The sequence below is a fragment of the Kitasatospora sp. NPDC003701 genome, from assembly GCF_053587085.1.
On the sequence record NZ_JBSFNM010000011.1, the window covers coordinates 146,993 to 163,480 of the forward strand.

Below are 16,488 nucleotides of genomic sequence, written 5' to 3' on the forward strand. Positions count from 1 at the left end.
GTACTCCCGTGCCTGTCCGGGGTTCGAGGTGCGTCGCCACGGCACACACCTTATTGAGTCGGACGCCCGGCGCGTGCATCGCGGTTCGCCCTACCGGGTAGGAGAGTGCGATACGCCCCCGCCGGGGGCGGCGAAGGCCCGTGCCAGCTCGCGGACCCTGGCTCCGATCCGGACGTCCGTGCCCTCGGCGAGCAGCCGTCCGATCAGCGCGGCGATCTCGGCCAGCTCGGCCTCCCCCATGCCCTGCGTGGTGACGGTGCCGGTGCCGAGCCGGATCCCGGAGGCCTCGGACGGCGGCGCGGAGTCGTACGGCAGTGCGCATTTGCCGAGCAGCAGCCCGGCGACGGCGCAGCGGCGTTCGGCCTCGGCGCCGCTGACCCCGAGCGGTCCGACGTCGGCCGTCACCAGATGGGTGTCGGTACCGCCCGTCAGCGGGCGCATCCCCGCCTCCGCGAGCCCCGCCGCCAGCACCCGCGCCCCCGCCACCGTGCGGTGGGCGTAGGCGCGGTACTCGGGGGTGGCCGCCTCGGCGAGGGCGACGGCCTTGCCGGCCACCTCGTTCATCGCGGCTCCGCCCTGGCTGAACGGGAAGACCGCCCGGTCGATCCGCTCGGCCAGCTCGGCGGTGGAGAGCAGCAGACCGCCGCGCGGGCCGCGGAGCAGCTTGTGGGTGGCGGCCACGGTGACGTCCGCGTACGGCACCGGGGAGGGCGCCACCCCCGCCGCGACCAGACCGGTGGTCTGGGCGACGGAGGCGATCAGATAGGCGTCCACCGATTCGGCGATCTCCCGGAAGGCCGCCCAGTCCGGGTGCCGGGGGTGGGAGATCGAGCCGGCCACGATGGCCTTCGGCCGGTGCCGGCGGGCGAGCTCGCGGACCTGGTCGAGATCGATCAGGCCGTCGTCCTCGCGCACCCCGTAGCCGATGAACTCGAACCAGCGGCCGGAGAAGTTGGCGCGCGAGCCGCAGCTGAGGTGGCCGCCGTGCTCCAGCGACATCGCCAGCACCACGTCGCCGGGGCGCAGCAGCGCGGCGTACGTCGCCAGCATGGCCGAAGTGGCCGAGCGGGGCTGGACGTTGGCGTGCGGGGCGGCGAACAGCCGGCGGGCCCGGTCGATCGCCAGCAGCTCGGCGGCGTCCGCCAGCGCGCAGCCGGTGTGGTGGCGTCGGCCGGGGTAGCCCTCGGCGTACTTGTCGATCAGCGGCCCGGAGAGCGCCGCCAGCACGGCCGGGCTGGTGAGGTTCTCCCCCGCCAGCAGCTGGATCGTCTCGGCGCGCCGCTCGGCCTCGGCGGCCAGCAGGTCGGCCAGCTGCGGGTCGGCCCGGCGCAGCGCTTCGGACGCCCACCGCCCCGTCGTCTCGGAGGAACCGGTCGCGGCATCGGTGACGGTCATGGCGGAGCTCCCGGGCAGCGTCGGGCAGGTGTCTCCAGCGTAGGACCGGGTCTCGCACCCGGCCTGCCGACGCGGGCCCGATGCACCCGGCCGGGCGCGCTCCGCCCGGGCGGAGCAGCGGCAGTCAGAGGGGGCGCGCGGGTACCCCGGTGAGTGCGGTGACCACCGGGTCCACCGCGTGGAATATCTCCTCGCCGCAGTTGCGGAACATGCCGATCGGCGCGCCGTACGGGTCGTGGACCTCGTCCGACTCCGGGCTGGCGGCGAGCAGCCAGCCGCGCAGCGCGGCCGCCGCCCGCACCAGGGCGCGGGCCCGCTCGGTGACGTCGGCGCCGCGGCGCGGGTCGGGCAGGGTGCCCGGGTCTATCGTCCGGACCAGGCGGGTGAACTCCTTCAGGGTGAAGGTGCGCAGCCCCGCCTCGTGACCCATCGAGATCACCTGGGCGCGGTGGTCCAGGGTCGCGGTGAGCACCAGGTCGGCCTCGACCACGTGCTCGTCGAGCAGCTCGCGGCCGGCGAAGCCGCCGCTGTCGGCGCCGTACTCGTCCAGCACCGTGGCGGCGTGGTCCTCCATCGGCGCGCCCACGTGGCCCCAGGTGCCGGCGCTCTCCACCAGGATCCGTCCGGCCACCCGGGGGCTCAGCCGGGTGTCCAGCTCACGCCGGGTGAGCCGCTCGGCGATCGGCGAGCGGCAGATGTTCCCGGTGCAGACGAACAGGATGCGGAAGTGGTCCAGCGGCCTGGGGCCCACGCTCAGGTACGGCGATATGCCGGGCCCGGAATGGAGGGAAGCGGCCGTCAACTGCCGGCCTCCAGGTCGGGGACGACCTCCCTCAGCTGCTCGGCGCTGATCGCGCCGGCCCGCAGCAGGACCGGGACCTTGCCCGTGACGTCGACGATGGAGGAGGCGGTGGCGTGGTCGGCCCGGCCGCCGTCCAGGTAGACGGAGATGGCGTCGCCGAGCTGCTGCTGGGCCTCGTCGCAGGTGGCCGGGGACGGGCCGCCGGTCAGGTTGGCGCTGGACACGGCGAGCGGGCCGGTGGTGTTCAGCAGCTCGATCGCGACGGGGTGCAGCGGCATCCGGACGGCGACCGTGCCGCGGGTCTCGCCGAGGTCCCAGCGCAGCGACGGCTGGTGCTTGGCGACCAGGGTGAGCCCGCCCGGCCAGAAGGCGTCGACGAGCTCCCAGGCCTGCTCGGAGAAGTCCGTGACGAGGCCGTGCAGGGTGGTCGGCGAGCCGACCAGGACGGGCGAGGGCATGTTGCGGCCCCGGCCCTTGGCGGCCAGCAGCGCGGCGACCGCCTCCGGCGAGAAGGCGTCGGCGCCGACCCCGTACAGGGTGTCGGTGGGCAGCACGACGATTTCGCCGCGGCGGATGGCCGAGGCGGCCTCGCGCAGACCGGTGGCGCGGTCCCCTGCATCGGCACAGTCGTAGCGGCGGCTCATCGGTGCGGTCCCCTTCCGAGATGACTCATGACGGCGTTCACAGCGCGGACTCGCGCCCGGTGGTGTTGCACCGGGTGTTCACAACGAGACCCTTCGGGCCGTCGTGCTGTGTTCATTGTTCACAACGAGACCCTTCGGGCCGTCGTGAAGCGAGGCCGGTTGTTGAGGTCGCGGTGGTCGGCGGTGTCCGTCCAGCCGCCTTCCTCGTTGAAGATCCACGGCACCTGGCCGCCCTGGGTGTCGGCGTGCTCGATCACCACGGCGCCGCCCGGGCGCAGCAGGCGGGCGGCGACCCGCTCGATGCCGCGGATGGTGTCCAGCCCGTCCTCGCCGGAGAACAGCGACATCTGCGGGTCGTGGTCGCGGGCCTCGGGGGCGACGTACTCCCACTCGGTGAGCGGGATGTACGGCGGGTTGGAGATCACCAGGTCGAAGCGGCCGTCCCAGGAGCGGTCGTCCTCGAAGGCCTTGGTGGCGTCACCGGCGTGCAGGGTGACCCGGGCCCGGTCGGAGCTGGCCTCGATGTTGCGCCGGGTGTACTGCAGCGCGCCCTCGTCCAGCTCGAAGGCGTGCACGGTGGAGCGCGGCAGCTCCTGGGCGAGGGCGAGCGCGATGGCGCCCGAGCCGGAGCAGAGGTCGACCACCAGCGGCTCGGCGACGTCCATGTCGCGGACGGCGTCTATGGCCCACTCCACGACCGACTCGGTCTCCGGGCGGGGCACGAAGACCCCGGGGCCGACCGCGAGCTCCAGGTAGCGGAAGAACGCCCGGCCGGTGATGTGCTGCAGCGGTTCGCGCGCCTCGCGGCGGGAGACGGCCTCCCAGTACCGGGCGTCGAAGTCGGCGTCCTTGACCGTGTGCAGCTGGCTGCGCTTCACGTTGTGGACGTGTGCGGCGAGCTCTTCCGCGTCGAAGCGCGGCGACGGCACGCCGGCCGCGGCCAACCGCTGGGTGGCCTGGGCCACCTCGGCAAGCAGCAGGTTCACGAACGACCTCTTGTTTCTGCGCTGCGGCTTCTCTGGTGCATTCGGACCCGGACGCCGGTCTCAGTTCTGCTGGGCCGCGGCGAGCTTGGCCGCGGCGTCCGTGTCCACGCAGGACTGGATCACCGCGTTCAGCTCGCCGTCCAGGACCTGGTCCAGGTTGTAGGACTTGAAGCCCGTGCGGTGGTCCGAGATGCGGTTCTCGGGGTAGTTGTACGTGCGGATCCGCTCGGAGCGGTCCACCGTGCGGACCTGGCTGCGACGCGCGTCCGAGGCCTCCCGCTCGGCCTCCTCCTGCGCGGCGGCCAGCAGCCGCGAACGCAGGATGCGCATCGCCTGCTCCTTGTTCTGCAGCTGGCTCTTCTCGTTCTGGCAGGACGCCACGATACCGGTCGGCAGGTGGGTGATCCGGACGGCGGAGTCGGTGGTGTTGACCGACTGGCCGCCGGGGCCGGACGAGCGGTAGACGTCGATCCGCAGGTCGTTGGCCACGATCTCGACCTCGACCTCCTCCGCCTCGGGGGTGACCAGCACGCCCGCCGCGGAGGTGTGGATGCGGCCCTGCGACTCGGTGGCGGGGACGCGCTGCACCCGGTGGACGCCGCCCTCGTACTTCAGCTTGGCCCACACGCCCTGGCCGGGCTCGCTGTTGCCCTTGGTCTTCACGGCCACCGAGACGTCCTTGTAGCCGCCGAGGTCGGACTCGTTGGCGTCGATGATCTCGGTCTTCCAGCCGATCCGCTCGGCGAAGCGCAGGTACATCCGGAGCAGGTCGCCGGCGAACAGCGCCGACTCCTCGCCGCCCTCACCCGCCTTGATCTCCAGGATGACGTCCTTGTCGTCGTTGGGGTCGCGCGGCACGAGCAGCAGGCGCAGCTCCTCGGTCAGCTCCTCGCGGCGGGCCTCGGAGTCCTTCACCTCGGCGAGGAACTCCGGCTCTTCGGCGGCGAGTTCACGCGCGGCCTCGATGTCCTCGCCGGCCTGCTTCCAAGCGCGGTAGACCCGGGTGATCGGGGTCAGCTCGGCGTACCGCTTGGCGAGCTTGCGCGCGTTGGCCTGATCGGCGTGGACGGACGGGTCGGCCAGCCTCGTTTCGAGGTCGGCGTGCTCGACGAGGAGCTCTTCGACTGCCTCGAACATGAAGGGGCCTTCTTCCCTGAGATCCGGTGGAGAGGTGGTGCGGATGCGCCGTGGGACGCGAACGGCGCCGGTCTCCAGCGCCCCCGGAACGAGTACGGGGGCACCGGAAACCGGCGCCGAGGGAGCGCTAGGCCTTCGCGCTGTGCTGCTTGCCGAAGCGGGCCTCGAAGCGGGCCACGCGGCCACCGGTGTCGAGGATCTTCTGCTTGCCGGTGTAGAACGGGTGGCACTGCGAGCAGACCTCGGCGCGGATCTCGCCACTGGTCTCGGTCGAGCGGGTGGTGAACTCGTTGCCGCAGGTGCAGGTCACACGGGTGACCACGTACTCGGGGTGAACGTTGGGCTTCAAGGGGTTCTCCTAGTGTTCGGGAGGGCACCGGGTCGGCGGCTTGAATGCCGCACGTGAACCGGGACCGACGGACCAGTCTGCCAGGACCGGCCGCTTCTTCCCAAACCGGGTCGCGTTCCGGGATATTCCGGGCCGCTCCGGCGGGCCCGCCGGAGCGGGCCTAGCGCCTCGGGGAGGGGCTCGCCGCGGTGCCGGCCGCGGGCTTCGCCGCAGTGCCGGCCGCGGGCCGCGCCGAGGCCTTGGCGGAGGCCTTCGGAGGCGCCGTGGGGGCCGCCGGGGTGGTCTGGGCGGGGTTCTGCGGCTGCTCGGCCAGCAGGGCCTGCGGGAGCGGCCGGTCGGCCTTCAGGGCCGCCCAGAGCTGGTCGGCCTGGGGCTGCTGGGCGACCACGCGGTTGGCGTCGCCGGGTGCCGTCACCACCGGCAGGGTGACCATCGTGAGCTGGTCCGGGCCGATGCCCTTGAGTTCCTCGGCCAGTCCCACCAGGGAGTTCACCGAGGCCAGCGCCGAGTCGGTGGTGATGCTGCGGGTCAGGGTGTCGCCGACCGACCAGAGCTTGACCGGGTTGCCGAACAGGCCGATCCCGCCGGCCTGTCCGAGCAGCGACTTGACCATCTGCTTCTGCAGCTCGATCCGGCCCAGGTCGCTGCCGTCGCCGACGCCGTGCCTGGTGCGGACGAAGGCCAGCGCCTGCTCGCCGTTGAGGTGGTGCTCGCCGGCCGGGAGGTCCAGCCCGCTGTCCTTGTCGTGGATCGGGACGGTGGTGGTCACGGTGGCCCCGCCGATCGCGTCCACGACCCGGGCGAAGCCGGCGAAGTCGATCTCGACGTAGTGGTCCATCCGCAGCCCGGTGAGCTGCTCGGTGGTCTTGACCGCGCACGCGGCGCCACCGGTCTCGTACGCACTGTTGAACATCGCACGCTTGACCCCCGGGGCGGCCTTGCCGCTCCCGTCCGTGCAGTCGGGGCGGTCGACCAGGGTGTCCCGGGGTATGGAGACCACCTCGGCCCGCGAGTGGCCCTGGTCGATGTGCACCACCATCGCGGTGTCCGAGCGGGCGGTGTCACCGGTGTCGCCGCCGGCCAGGGCGCCGTTCCCGCCGGCCCGCGAATCCGAGCCCAGGACCAGGATGTTGAACGAGCCGTCGGTGGCGGACGGCGGCCGGGACGTACCCAGCCGGGCGTTGATGTCGACGCTCTTGATGTTGCCGTTGAGCTTGAAGTAGGCGTAGCCGGCCGCGCCGGCGCCGAGGACGACGAGCGCGGCGAACGCACACGCGGCCGCGCGCAGGACCTTGCGGCGGCGACTCGGAACCCTCTTGTGGTCGGCCATACGATCCAGAGTAAATCGGACAACATGATCCAAAGGACTCCAAATGTCCCAACTCTGGAACAAGCAGAGAACCCTGGCCCGCTCGCGCGGACCAGGGTTCTGTGCTCACAAGCCGCTCGGATGCGGTCAGTCGCCGGACCCGGGGGTCGTCTTGGCGATCTGCATCAGGAACTCGGCGTTGCTCTTGGTCTGCTTCATCTTGTCCAGCAGCAGCTCGATCGCCTGCTGCGAGTCGAGCGCGTGCAGCACCCGGCGGAGCTTCCAGACGATGGCCAACTCCTCGCTGCCCAGCAGGATCTCCTCCTTGCGGGTGCTGGAGGCGTCGACGTCGACGGCCGGGAAGATGCGCTTGTCCGAGAGCTTCCGGTCGAGCTTGAGCTCCATGTTGCCGGTGCCCTTGAACTCCTCGAAGATGACCTCGTCCATCCGCGAGCCGGTCTCGACCAGCGCGGTGGCCAGGATCGTCAGCGAGCCGCCGTTCTCGATGTTGCGCGCGGCGCCGAAGAACTTCTTCGGCGGGTACAGCGCGGTCGAGTCGACACCACCGGACAGGATGCGGCCGGAGGCCGGCGCCGCCAGGTTGTAGGCGCGGCCCAGACGGGTGATCGAGTCCAGCAGGATCACCACGTCGTGGCCCAGCTCCACCAGGCGCTTGGCGCGCTCGATGGCCAGCTCGGCGACGGTGGTGTGGTCCTCGGCCGGGCGGTCGAAGGTCGAGGAGATGACCTCGCCCTTCACCGACCGCTGCATGTCGGTGACCTCCTCCGGACGCTCGTCCACCAGGACGACCATCAGGTGGCACTCGGGGTTGTTGTGGGTGATCGCGTTGGCGACCGCCTGCAGCACCATCGTCTTACCGGTCTTCGGCGGCGCGACGATCAGACCGCGCTGGCCCTTGCCGATCGGCGACACCAGGTCGATGATCCGGGTGGTCAGCACGCCCGGGTCGGTCTCCAGGCGCAGCCGCTCCTGCGGGTAGAGCGGGGTGAGCTTGTTGAACTCGGGACGGCCGCGGCCGCTCTCCGGGTCCATGCCGTTGACGGAGTCCAGCCGCACCATGGCGTTGAACTTCTCGCGGCGCTCGCCGTCGCGCGGCTGGCGCACCGCACCGGTGATGGCGTCACCCTTGCGCAGGCCGTTCTTGCGGACCTGGGCGAGCGAGACGTAGACGTCGTTCTGGCCCGGCAGGTAGCCGGAGGTGCGCACGAACGCGTAGTTGTCGAGGATGTCGAGGATGCCCGCGACCGGGATCAGCACGTCGTCGTCGCCGACCTGCGGCTCGGCGGGGCCGACCTCGAAGCCCTCGCGGCGGCCGCGGCCCCGGCGGTCGCGGTAACGACCGCGGCGGCCGCGACGGCCGTCGCCGAACTCGTCGTCGTCGTAGCCGCCCTGCTGCGCCTGCGGCTGGGCCTGCTGGCCACCGCCGCTCTGGCGGCTGGGCTGGCTGTCGCTCTGGCCGCCCTGCTGCTGGCTCTGGCCACCCTGGCTCTGGCCGCCCTGACGGTCGGCACGGTCCCGGCGGTTGCGGCGGTCACGGCGCGACTCGCGGGAGTCGCCGTCCTGGCCGGCCTGGGCGTCGCCGCCCTCCTGGCGGCCCTCGCGCTCGCCGCCCTCGCGGCGGTCGCGACGGTCCCGGCGGTCGCGGCGGGTCTCGGTGCGACCCTCCTCGCGGCCCTCGAAGCCACGGGTCTCGGCCTGGCGGGCCTCGGCCTGCTTGGCCTCGGTGGCGACCGCGGCGGGCGCCTCGGCGGCGACCGCGTCGGCGGTCGGCGCGCCGGCGGCCGAGGTGGCCCGGCGGCGGGTGCGCTCGGTACGGGCGGGCGCGGCGGTCTCGGCGGCGGCCTGGACCGGGATCTCGATCTGGGCCTGCTCGTCGGCGGCCGGGGCCTCGGCCTGGGCGGCCTTGGTCCGGCGGGCGGGCTTCTCCGCCGGCTCGGCGGTGTCGGCCTTGGCGGCGGCGCGCTTGGCGGCCGGAGCGGCGGCGGGCGCGGCACCGGCGGCGAGCAGCGGGTCCCCGCCGCTCTTCTCCTTGATGGCCTCGATCAGCTGGCTCTTGCGCAGGCGTCCCGTGCCGCTGATACCGAGCGTCGAGGCGAGCTTCTGCAGCTCGGCCAGGACGAGGCCGTCCAGGCCCGCGGCAGCGGTGCGACGGCGCCGGGCCGGGGCCGCGGGGGCGGCGGCTGCGTCCGACGCCTCGGCGTCCGGGCGCGCGCCCATCAGATCGGTGGTGTCGCTCACTAAGGGTCCTTCCCTGGAGCGGACGTCGGCCTGTCTGGCTCGGCGACCGGTTGTGCTGTCCTGACCAACGCTCGACTGCGTCGGTCCGAGGCGGTGATCCCCCGGATGGCGGGTGGCCAGTCGGGGGAGAGCTGCGAGGTGCGGTGCGTGAAGCACGGTGGTGCTGAGTGGCGCGGTGGGACGGTCGCATGCCGACCCTCCCCCAGCCGGCCTTGGCCGGGTGGTACCCCCACGCTGCCTGCGAATCCCGGGCCCCCGTCGCGTGACGGTGGCCCGTGCTCCGCCCGTCCTTGCCTCAAGGTGGGAGGCCGCGGGGTGGGAGTCAGGTGCCGTCACGGCTTCGGGATGCGGCCGCATTTCGCGCAGGCAGGCTGCGTACGCGCTGCGGTGGGCTCCCGGAGAATCGTCGCCCCGTGTATCGCCGGGACTCCGCGTGAGCGGAGTGCTGGGATCGGGACGCGGCGCACCGAGCCCCGGAGGGCACCTGGTGCAGCAATGAGGTTAACACTACCGACCCCCTCAGACATTCCCCAGCCTTGCGCTTGCCAATCGTGTCCGGACGGTCCGGCCCCGGTACGGCCGGATCCGGGCCTCCGGACCGGTGCGTCAGACGTCGAGCGGGAGCACCGAGGCCCCGGCCCGGTCGAGCTCCAGCCGGTGCGCGGCGAACACCGGACCGCCCTGACCTGCGTCGTCGGCGAAGGCCAACACCTTGTCGGCGCCCGCCTCGTCGGTGAGCGCGAGGACGGTCGGGCCGGCCCCGGAGATCACCGCGGGGATGCCCTCCGCGCGCAGCGCACCCACCAGGGCGGCGCTGTCCGGCATCGCGGAGGCCCGGTAGTCCTGGTGCAGCCGGTCCTCGGTGGCGGCGAGCAGCAGCTCGGGCCGCCGGGTCAGGGCCTCGACCAGCAGCGCGGCGCGACCCGCGTTGACGGCGGCGTCGGCCAGCGGGACGGTCCGGGGCAGCAGCCCGCGGGCGGTCTCGGTGAGCACCTCGGTGGCCGGGACGAAGACCACCGGGACGACCCGCTCGGACGGCTCCAGGGTGACGGCCTTGGCCGACTCCTCGTCCGTCCAGGCCACCGTGAAGTTGCCGCGCAGGCAGGCCGCGACGTTGTCGGGGTGGCCCTCCAGCTCGGAGGCGAGGGCCAGCAGCGCGTCGTCGTCCAGCGCGGACGGGCCGCCGATGGTGACGGCACGGGCGGCCACGATGCCGGCGACGATCGCGGCGGACGAGGAGCCCAGGCCGCGGCCGTGCGGTATCCGGTTGGCGCAGACCACTTCGAGGCCGCGCGGCTGGCCGCCGAGCCGGTCGAAGGCGGCGCGCATCGCGCGGACCACCAGGTGGCGCTCGTCGCGGGCGAGGGTCTCGGCGCCCTCACCGGCGATGTCGACGGAGAGCCCGGAGTCGGCGACCCGGACGACCACGTCGTCGTACAGACCCAGCGCGAGTCCGAAGGCGTCGAAGCCAGGGCCGAGGTTGGCGCTGGTCGCGGGAACCCGGACCCGGACGGCGGCGGCACGGAACGCAGGACCGGCCATGCGGTGGACTCTCCTGGGGAAATCGGGCGGCGCGAAGCGCGTCGGTGCGAGGGTGGGAGGGGGCCGCGGGCCCCGATCGGGGCGGGCGGTCACAGTCGTCGGCGCGACCCGTGGACGGGTCGGACCCGGGGCATGTGCCACACGGCCGAACCCAGAGTATCGAAGAGAGGTTCCACAGTGGTACACCCCGTGGGCCTTCGATCTGGTGTGTTGCCGGTTCTGGCCGGAATTCATGCCGGAATGGCACCGGAATGAGCGCCGGAATTGACACAAAAGTGTCAGCGGAGAACGGCCGCGGGCCGACCCCCGAAAGGGTCGGCCCGGGGGGCGGAATCCGGTCAGTCGAGCAGGCCGAGGCGCTGGGCCGCGGCCTCCGGGTCGATCGGGACGATCTGCGGCTGCGGCGCGCCGGCCACCGCCCAGTCCGGGTCCTTGAGGCCGTTGCCGGTCACCGTGCAGACGATCCGCTGGCCCGGGTCGACCAGGCCGGCCTCCGCCTTGGCCAGCAGACCGGCCACCGAGGCGGCCGAGGCGGGCTCCACGAAGACGCCCTCCTGCGCGGCCAACAGCCGGTAGGCGGACAGGATCTGACGGTCCGTCACCTTGTCGATGAGGCCGCCCGACTCGTCCCGCGCGGCGAGCGCGTAGTCCCAGGAGGCGGGGTTGCCGATCCGGATCGCGGTGGCGATGGTCTGCGGCTTGAGCACCGGCGCGCCGTCCACGATCGGGGCCGAGCCGGCGGCCTGGAAGCCCCACATCCGCGGCGTCCGGGCGGCCAGCCCGTCGGTGGCGTACTCGCGGTAGCCCTTCCAGTACGCGGTGATGTTGCCCGCGTTGCCGACCGGGAGGACGTGGATGTCCGGCGCGTCGCCGAGCATGTCCACGATCTCGAAGGCGGCGGTCTTCTGACCCTCGATCCGCACCGGGTTCACCGAGTTGACCAGCGCCACCGGGTACTTCTCGGACAGTTCACGCGCAAGGGTGAGGCAGTCGTCGAAGTTCCCGTCCACCTGAAGGATCTTGGCGCCGTGGACCAGCGCCTGGCCCATCTTGCCGAGCGCGATCTTGCCCTGCGGCACCAGCACCGCCGACACCATCCCGGCGCGCACCGCGTAGGCGGCGGCGGAGGCCGAGGTGTTGCCGGTGGAGGCGCAGATGACGGCCTGGGCGCCGTCCTCCTTCGCCTTGGAGATGGCCATCGTCATACCGCGGTCCTTGAAGGACCCGGTGGGGTTGGCGCCCTCGACCTTGAGGTAGACCTCGCAGCCGGTGCGCTCGGAGAGCACCTGGGCGGGGACCAGCGGCGTGCCGCCCTCCAGCAGGGTGACCACCGGCGTGGTGTCGCTGACCGGCAGGCGGTCACGGTACTCCTCGATCAGCCCGCGCCACTGGTGGGTGTGCGCCGCCGACCGCCCACTCGTCGCTTCCGGCACCGGCGCACCCTTCGGCTCGGGGCGGCCCGCGATCACGTCGTTCATGGCTCTTCCTACTCCCCTTCGACCCGCATGATGCTGGCCACGTCCCGCACGCTGTCCAGCGCGCGGAGCTTGTCGACCGTCGCCGACAGGGCGGCGTCGGTGGCACGGTGGGTGACCACGACGAGCGAGGCGTCGCCGTCGCGGCCCTGCTGGCGCACGGTGTCGATGGAGACGCCGTGCTCGGCGAAGGTGGACGCCACCTGGGCGAGCACGCCCGCGCGGTCGTCCACGTCCAGGCTCACGTGGTACCGGGTGACGACCTCGTCCATCGGCTTGGCCGGCAGCCGGGTGTACACCGAGTCGCCCGGACCGGTGGCGCCGGCGAGCTTGTTGCGGCAGACCGCGACGAGGTCGCCGAGGACCGCCGAGGCGGTCGGCGCGCCGCCGGCGCCCGGGCCGTAGAACATCAGCCGGCCGGCCGCCTCGGCCTCCACGAACACCGCGTTGTACGCCCCGCGGACGGAGGCCAGCGGGTGCGAGAGCGGGATCATCGCCGGGTGGACCCGCGCGGTGACGGACGCGCCGTCCGCGGCCCGCTCGCAGATCGCGAGCAGCTTGACCACGCAGCCCATCTGCTTGGCGGAGGCGATGTCGGCGGCGGTCACCTCGGTCAGGCCCTCGCGGTAGACGTCCGCCGCGGTGACCTTGGTGTGGAACGCGATGCCGGCCAGGATCGCGGCCTTGGCGGCGGCGTCGAAGCCCTCCACGTCGGCCGTCGGGTCCGCCTCGGCGTAACCGAGCGCGGTGGCCTCCTCCAGCGCCTCCGAGTAGCCGGCACCGGTGCTGTCCATCTTGTCGAGGATGAAGTTGGTGGTGCCGTTGACGATCCCGAGCACCCGGTTGACCTTGTCGCCGGCGAGGGACTCGCGCAGCGGGCGGATCAGCGGGATCGCGCCGGCCACCGCGGCCTCGTAGTAGAGGTCCACCCCGGCCTCGGCGGCCGCGGCGTGCAGCTCGGTGCCGTCCTGGGCGAGCAGCGCCTTGTTGGCGCTGACCACCGAGGCGCCGTTGCGGAACGCCGACAGGATGTGCTGTTTGGAGGGCTCGATACCGCCCACCACCTCGATGACCACATCGATGTCGCCCCGGTTGACCAGGGCCTCGGCATCGGTCGTGATCAGGTGCCCGGGCACACCCGGGCGCTCCCGCCCGGCCCGCCGGACCGCGATGCCGGCGAGCTCGACCGGCGCGCCGATGCGCGCGGCGAGGTCGGCGGCGTCTGTCGTCATGATGCGCGCCACCTCGGAGCCCACCACACCACAGCCCAGCAACGCCACCTTCAGCGGCCGCGTACGCATCATCCGACTCCGCTCTGCATTCTTCGTGCTTCGGTTTCCGGCGGTATTTCGGGGATCCGCCGGAGCTTCGGTCTGTACCAGTCTCCGGGACTTTCCGTACGGATCTACGGTCGTTCCATGATCTGAGACAAGAATTTCGTCATCCGATATCGAGACGCAGGAGATCCTCCTCCGTCTCGCGCCGGACGATCACCCGGGCCGAACCGTCCTTGACGGCCAGCACGGGAGGCTTCAGGGCGTGGTTGTAGTTGCTCGCCATCGAGCGGCAGTAGGCGCCGGTGGCGGGCACCGCGACCAGGTCGCCCGGGGCCAGGTCGGCCGGCAGGAAGGCGTCCCGGACGACGATGTCGCCGGACTCGCAGTGCTTGCCGACCACTCGGACCAGCATCGGCTCGGCGTCGCTCTCGCGCGACACCAGGGCCACCGAGTACTCCGCGTCGTAGAGCGCGGTGCGGATGTTGTCGGACATGCCGCCGTCCACGCTGACATACGTGCGCAGGCCCTCCAGCGGCTTGACGGTGCCCACCTCGTACAGCGTGAAGGCCGTCGGGCCGACGATCGCGCGGCCGGGCTCGACGGAGAGCCGCGGGGCGCTCAGGTTCGCGGCGGCGCACTCGCGGCGGACGATCTCGGCCAGCGCGGCGGCGATCTCGGCCGGCTCGCGCGGGTCGTCCTCGCTGGTGTAGGCGATGCCGAGGCCGCCACCGAGGTCGATCTCGGGCAGCTCGACGCCGTGCTCGTCGCGGATCTCGGCGAGCAGGCCGACCACCCGGCGGGCGGCGACCTCGAAGCCGGCCGTGTCGAAGATCTGCGAGCCGATGTGCGAGTGGATGCCGCGCAGCTCCAGGCTCGCGCCGTGGGCGAGGACCCGGCGGACCGCCTCGGCGGCCGCGCCGCCGTTCAGCGACAGGCCGAACTTCTGGTCCTCGTGCGCGGTGGCGATGAACTCGTGGGTGTGCGCCTCGACGCCGACCGTGATCCGGATCAGCACCGGCTGGCGGACGCCCTGGCCGGCGGCGATCGCGGCGAGGCGCCCGATCTCCTCGTAGGAGTCGAGCACGATGTGCCCGACGCCCGCCTTCACGGCCTGCTCCAGCTCGTGGACGGTCTTGTTGTTGCCGTGCAGCGCGATCCGCTCGGCGGGCATCCCGGCGGCCAGCGCCACCGCCAGCTCGCCCGGGCTGCAGACGTCGAGGTTCAGCCCCTCCTCGTGCAGCCAGCGCACGACCGCCTTGGAGAGGAAGGCCTTGCCCGCGTAGTAGACGTCCGCGTCGGCGCCGAAGGCCTCGCGCCAGGCGCGCGCCCGGGTGCGGAAGTCGTCCTCGTCCATGACGTAGGCCGGGGTGCCGAACTCGGCGGCGATCCGGCGGACGTCGAGGCCGCCGACGGTGACCACGCCGTCGGCACCGCGGGCGACGGTCTTCGACCAGACCTTGGGGTCGAGCGCGTTCAGGTCGCTCGGCGGCGCCTGGTAGTGACCCTCGGGCAGCACGTCGCCGTGACGGGGGCCTGCGGGGTGTGCGGAGCGGCTCATCTCTGCTTACTTCCTTGGCTTATGGCGAGGGGCGGCGACGGTCCTCATTGACCGTCCGCCGCCCCCGCTGTGCGCTTGGGGGTGGTCCTACATCCGCTCGGGCGCCGTCACGCCCAGGAGCGTGAGGCCGTTGGCGATCACCGTGCGCGTCGCGTCGGCGAGCCAGAGCCGGGCGTGCGTGAGGTCCGTGACCTCCTCGTCGCCCTTGGGCAGGATCTGGCAGTTGTCGTAGAACCGGTGGTAGTCACGCGCGACCTCCTCCAGGTAGCGCGCGACGTGGTGCGGCTCGCGCAGCTCGCCGGCCTTGGCCAGCACCCGGGGGAACTCGCCGAGCTGGCCCAGCAGGTCGGACTCCCACTCGGTCGAGAGCAGCTCCGGTTTGAAGTCCTGCGCCTTGGTGATGCCGAGCTCGGCGGCCTTGCGCTGGACGCCGCACATCCGCGTGTGCGCGTACTGGACGTAGAAGACCGGGTTCTCGTTGGTCTGGCTGGTCAGCACGTTGATGTCGAGCGTGATGGTGGAGTCGGTGGAGGAGCGCGCCAGCGTGTAGCGGGCGGCGTCCACGCCGATCCAGTCGACCACGTCGTCGATCGTGATGATGTTGCCGGCCCGCTTGGACATGCGGACCTCTTCGCCGTCGCGAAGCATCTTCACGAACTGGCCGATCTTGACCTCGATGTTGCGGTTCATGTCGTCGCCCGCGCAGGCCGCGATGGCCTTGAGGCGGTTGACGTAGCCGTGGTGGTCAGCGCCCAGCATGTACAGCGAGACCTCGGAGCCGCGGTCCCGCTTGGAGAGGTAGTACGCGGCGTCGGCGGCGAAGTAGGTGGTCTCGCCGTCCGCCTTGACCAGGACGCGGTCCTTGTCGTCACCGAAGTCGGTGGTGCGCAGCCAGATCGCGCCGTCCTGGTCGAAGACGTGGCCCTGCTCGCGCAGCCGCTCGATGGCCTTCTCGACGGCACCGGAGTCGTGCAGCGACTTCTCCGAGAACCAGACGTCGAAGTGGGTGCCGAACTCCTCCATGGAGCGCTGGATCTCGGCCACCATGAGCTTGAGGCCCTCGGTGCGGAAGGCCTGCAGCTGCTCGTCCTCGGGCAGGTCGAGCACGCCCGGGACGCCGTCCACGATCGCCTTGGCGATGTCGACGATGTACTCGCCGACGTAGCCGTCGGCCGGGACGGGCTGCCCGTTCGCGGCGGCCTTCAGCGAGCCGGCGAACTTGGAGATCTGCACGCCGGCGTCGTTCAGGTAGTACTCGGTGGTGACGTCGGCCCCGGAGGCCCGCAGCACGCGCGCCAGCGAGTCGCCGACGGCGGCCCAGCGGACGCCGCCGATGTGGATCGGGCCGGTCGGGTTGGCGGAGACGAACTCCAGGTTGATCCGCAGGCCCTTGAGCGCCTCGTTGCGGCCGTAGGCCTCGCCCGCCTCGACGATGTTGCGCGCCAGCTCGCCCTGGGTGGCGGCGTCGAGCTTGATGTTCAGGAAGCCCGGTCCGGCGATGTCGACCCCGGCGACCCCGGGCAGCTCACGCAGGCGGGCGGCCACCAGGTCGGCCACGGCTCGCGGCGGCTTGCCGGCCGGCTTCGCGAGCTGGAGGGCCACGTTGGTCGCGTAGTCGCCGTGGTCCCTGTTCTTGGGCCGCTCGACCGTCACGTGCTCGGGCACGGCGACGGCCAGCTCGCCCGCCTCGACGGCGGCGCTCACTGCGGCCTGGACTGCCTGGGAAAGCTCTGCGGGGGTCACGACGCCAAGCGT

The 16,488-nt window shown here is 72.3% G+C and carries 13 protein-coding genes; all 13 read right to left on the reverse strand.

Annotated elements, in window-relative coordinates; translation table 11 throughout:
* Positions 1-90: 90 nt before the first annotated feature.
* Complete coding sequence (locus tag ACWDRR_RS13675; protein ID WP_449772349.1) at positions 91-1,395, reverse strand: serine hydroxymethyltransferase; 1,305 nt, start codon at positions 1,393-1,395, stop codon at positions 91-93.
* A gap of 124 nt (positions 1,396-1,519) precedes the next feature.
* On the reverse strand, positions 1,520-2,146 hold the full coding sequence (locus ACWDRR_RS13680) for an arsenate reductase/protein-tyrosine-phosphatase family protein (protein ID WP_449772350.1): 627 nt from the start codon (positions 2,144-2,146) through the stop codon (positions 1,520-1,522).
* 47 nt (positions 2,147-2,193) lie between these two features.
* Positions 2,194-2,841 (reverse strand): L-threonylcarbamoyladenylate synthase, encoded by a 648-nt coding sequence (locus tag ACWDRR_RS13685; RefSeq protein ID WP_449772351.1) that lies wholly within the window; start codon positions 2,839-2,841, stop codon positions 2,194-2,196.
* Between the two features lie 119 nt (positions 2,842-2,960).
* A complete protein-coding gene (gene prmC, locus ACWDRR_RS13690; protein WP_387882078.1) occupies positions 2,961-3,827 on the reverse strand; it encodes a peptide chain release factor N(5)-glutamine methyltransferase in 867 nt (288 codons plus the stop codon).
* A gap of 60 nt (positions 3,828-3,887) precedes the next feature.
* Complete coding sequence (gene prfA / locus ACWDRR_RS13695; RefSeq protein WP_449772352.1) at positions 3,888-4,964, reverse strand: peptide chain release factor 1; 1,077 nt, start codon at positions 4,962-4,964, stop codon at positions 3,888-3,890.
* 127 nt (positions 4,965-5,091) lie between these two features.
* Positions 5,092-5,313, reverse strand: coding sequence for a 50S ribosomal protein L31 (rpmE, locus tag ACWDRR_RS13700; RefSeq protein WP_148642921.1), 222 nt, complete (start codon positions 5,311-5,313; stop codon positions 5,092-5,094).
* Positions 5,314-5,473: 160 nt separating this feature from the next.
* Entirely contained in the window at positions 5,474-6,643 is a 1,170-nt protein-coding gene (locus ACWDRR_RS13705) for an LCP family protein (protein ID WP_449772353.1), read from the reverse strand.
* Positions 6,644-6,769: 126 nt separating this feature from the next.
* Entirely contained in the window at positions 6,770-8,881 is a 2,112-nt protein-coding gene (gene rho, locus ACWDRR_RS13710) for a transcription termination factor Rho (protein ID WP_449772354.1), read from the reverse strand.
* Positions 8,882-9,487: 606 nt separating this feature from the next.
* Entirely contained in the window at positions 9,488-10,423 is a 936-nt protein-coding gene (gene thrB / locus ACWDRR_RS13715; RefSeq protein WP_449772355.1) for a homoserine kinase, read from the reverse strand.
* 338 nt (positions 10,424-10,761) lie between these two features.
* Positions 10,762-11,901, reverse strand: coding sequence for a threonine synthase (gene thrC / locus ACWDRR_RS13720; protein WP_449772356.1), 1,140 nt, complete (start codon positions 11,899-11,901; stop codon positions 10,762-10,764).
* A gap of 8 nt (positions 11,902-11,909) precedes the next feature.
* Positions 11,910-13,202: a homoserine dehydrogenase gene (locus ACWDRR_RS13725; protein ID WP_449772357.1), complete on the reverse strand. Its 1,293-nt coding sequence runs from the start codon at positions 13,200-13,202 to the stop codon at positions 11,910-11,912.
* A 136-nt stretch (positions 13,203-13,338) separates the two neighbouring features.
* Positions 13,339-14,733 (reverse strand): diaminopimelate decarboxylase, encoded by a 1,395-nt coding sequence (lysA, locus tag ACWDRR_RS13730; RefSeq protein ID WP_449772358.1) that lies wholly within the window; start codon positions 14,731-14,733, stop codon positions 13,339-13,341.
* A gap of 87 nt (positions 14,734-14,820) precedes the next feature.
* A complete protein-coding gene (gene argS, locus ACWDRR_RS13735) occupies positions 14,821-16,476 on the reverse strand; it encodes an arginine--tRNA ligase (RefSeq protein ID WP_449772359.1) in 1,656 nt (551 codons plus the stop codon).
* Positions 16,477-16,488 lie beyond the last annotated feature (12 nt).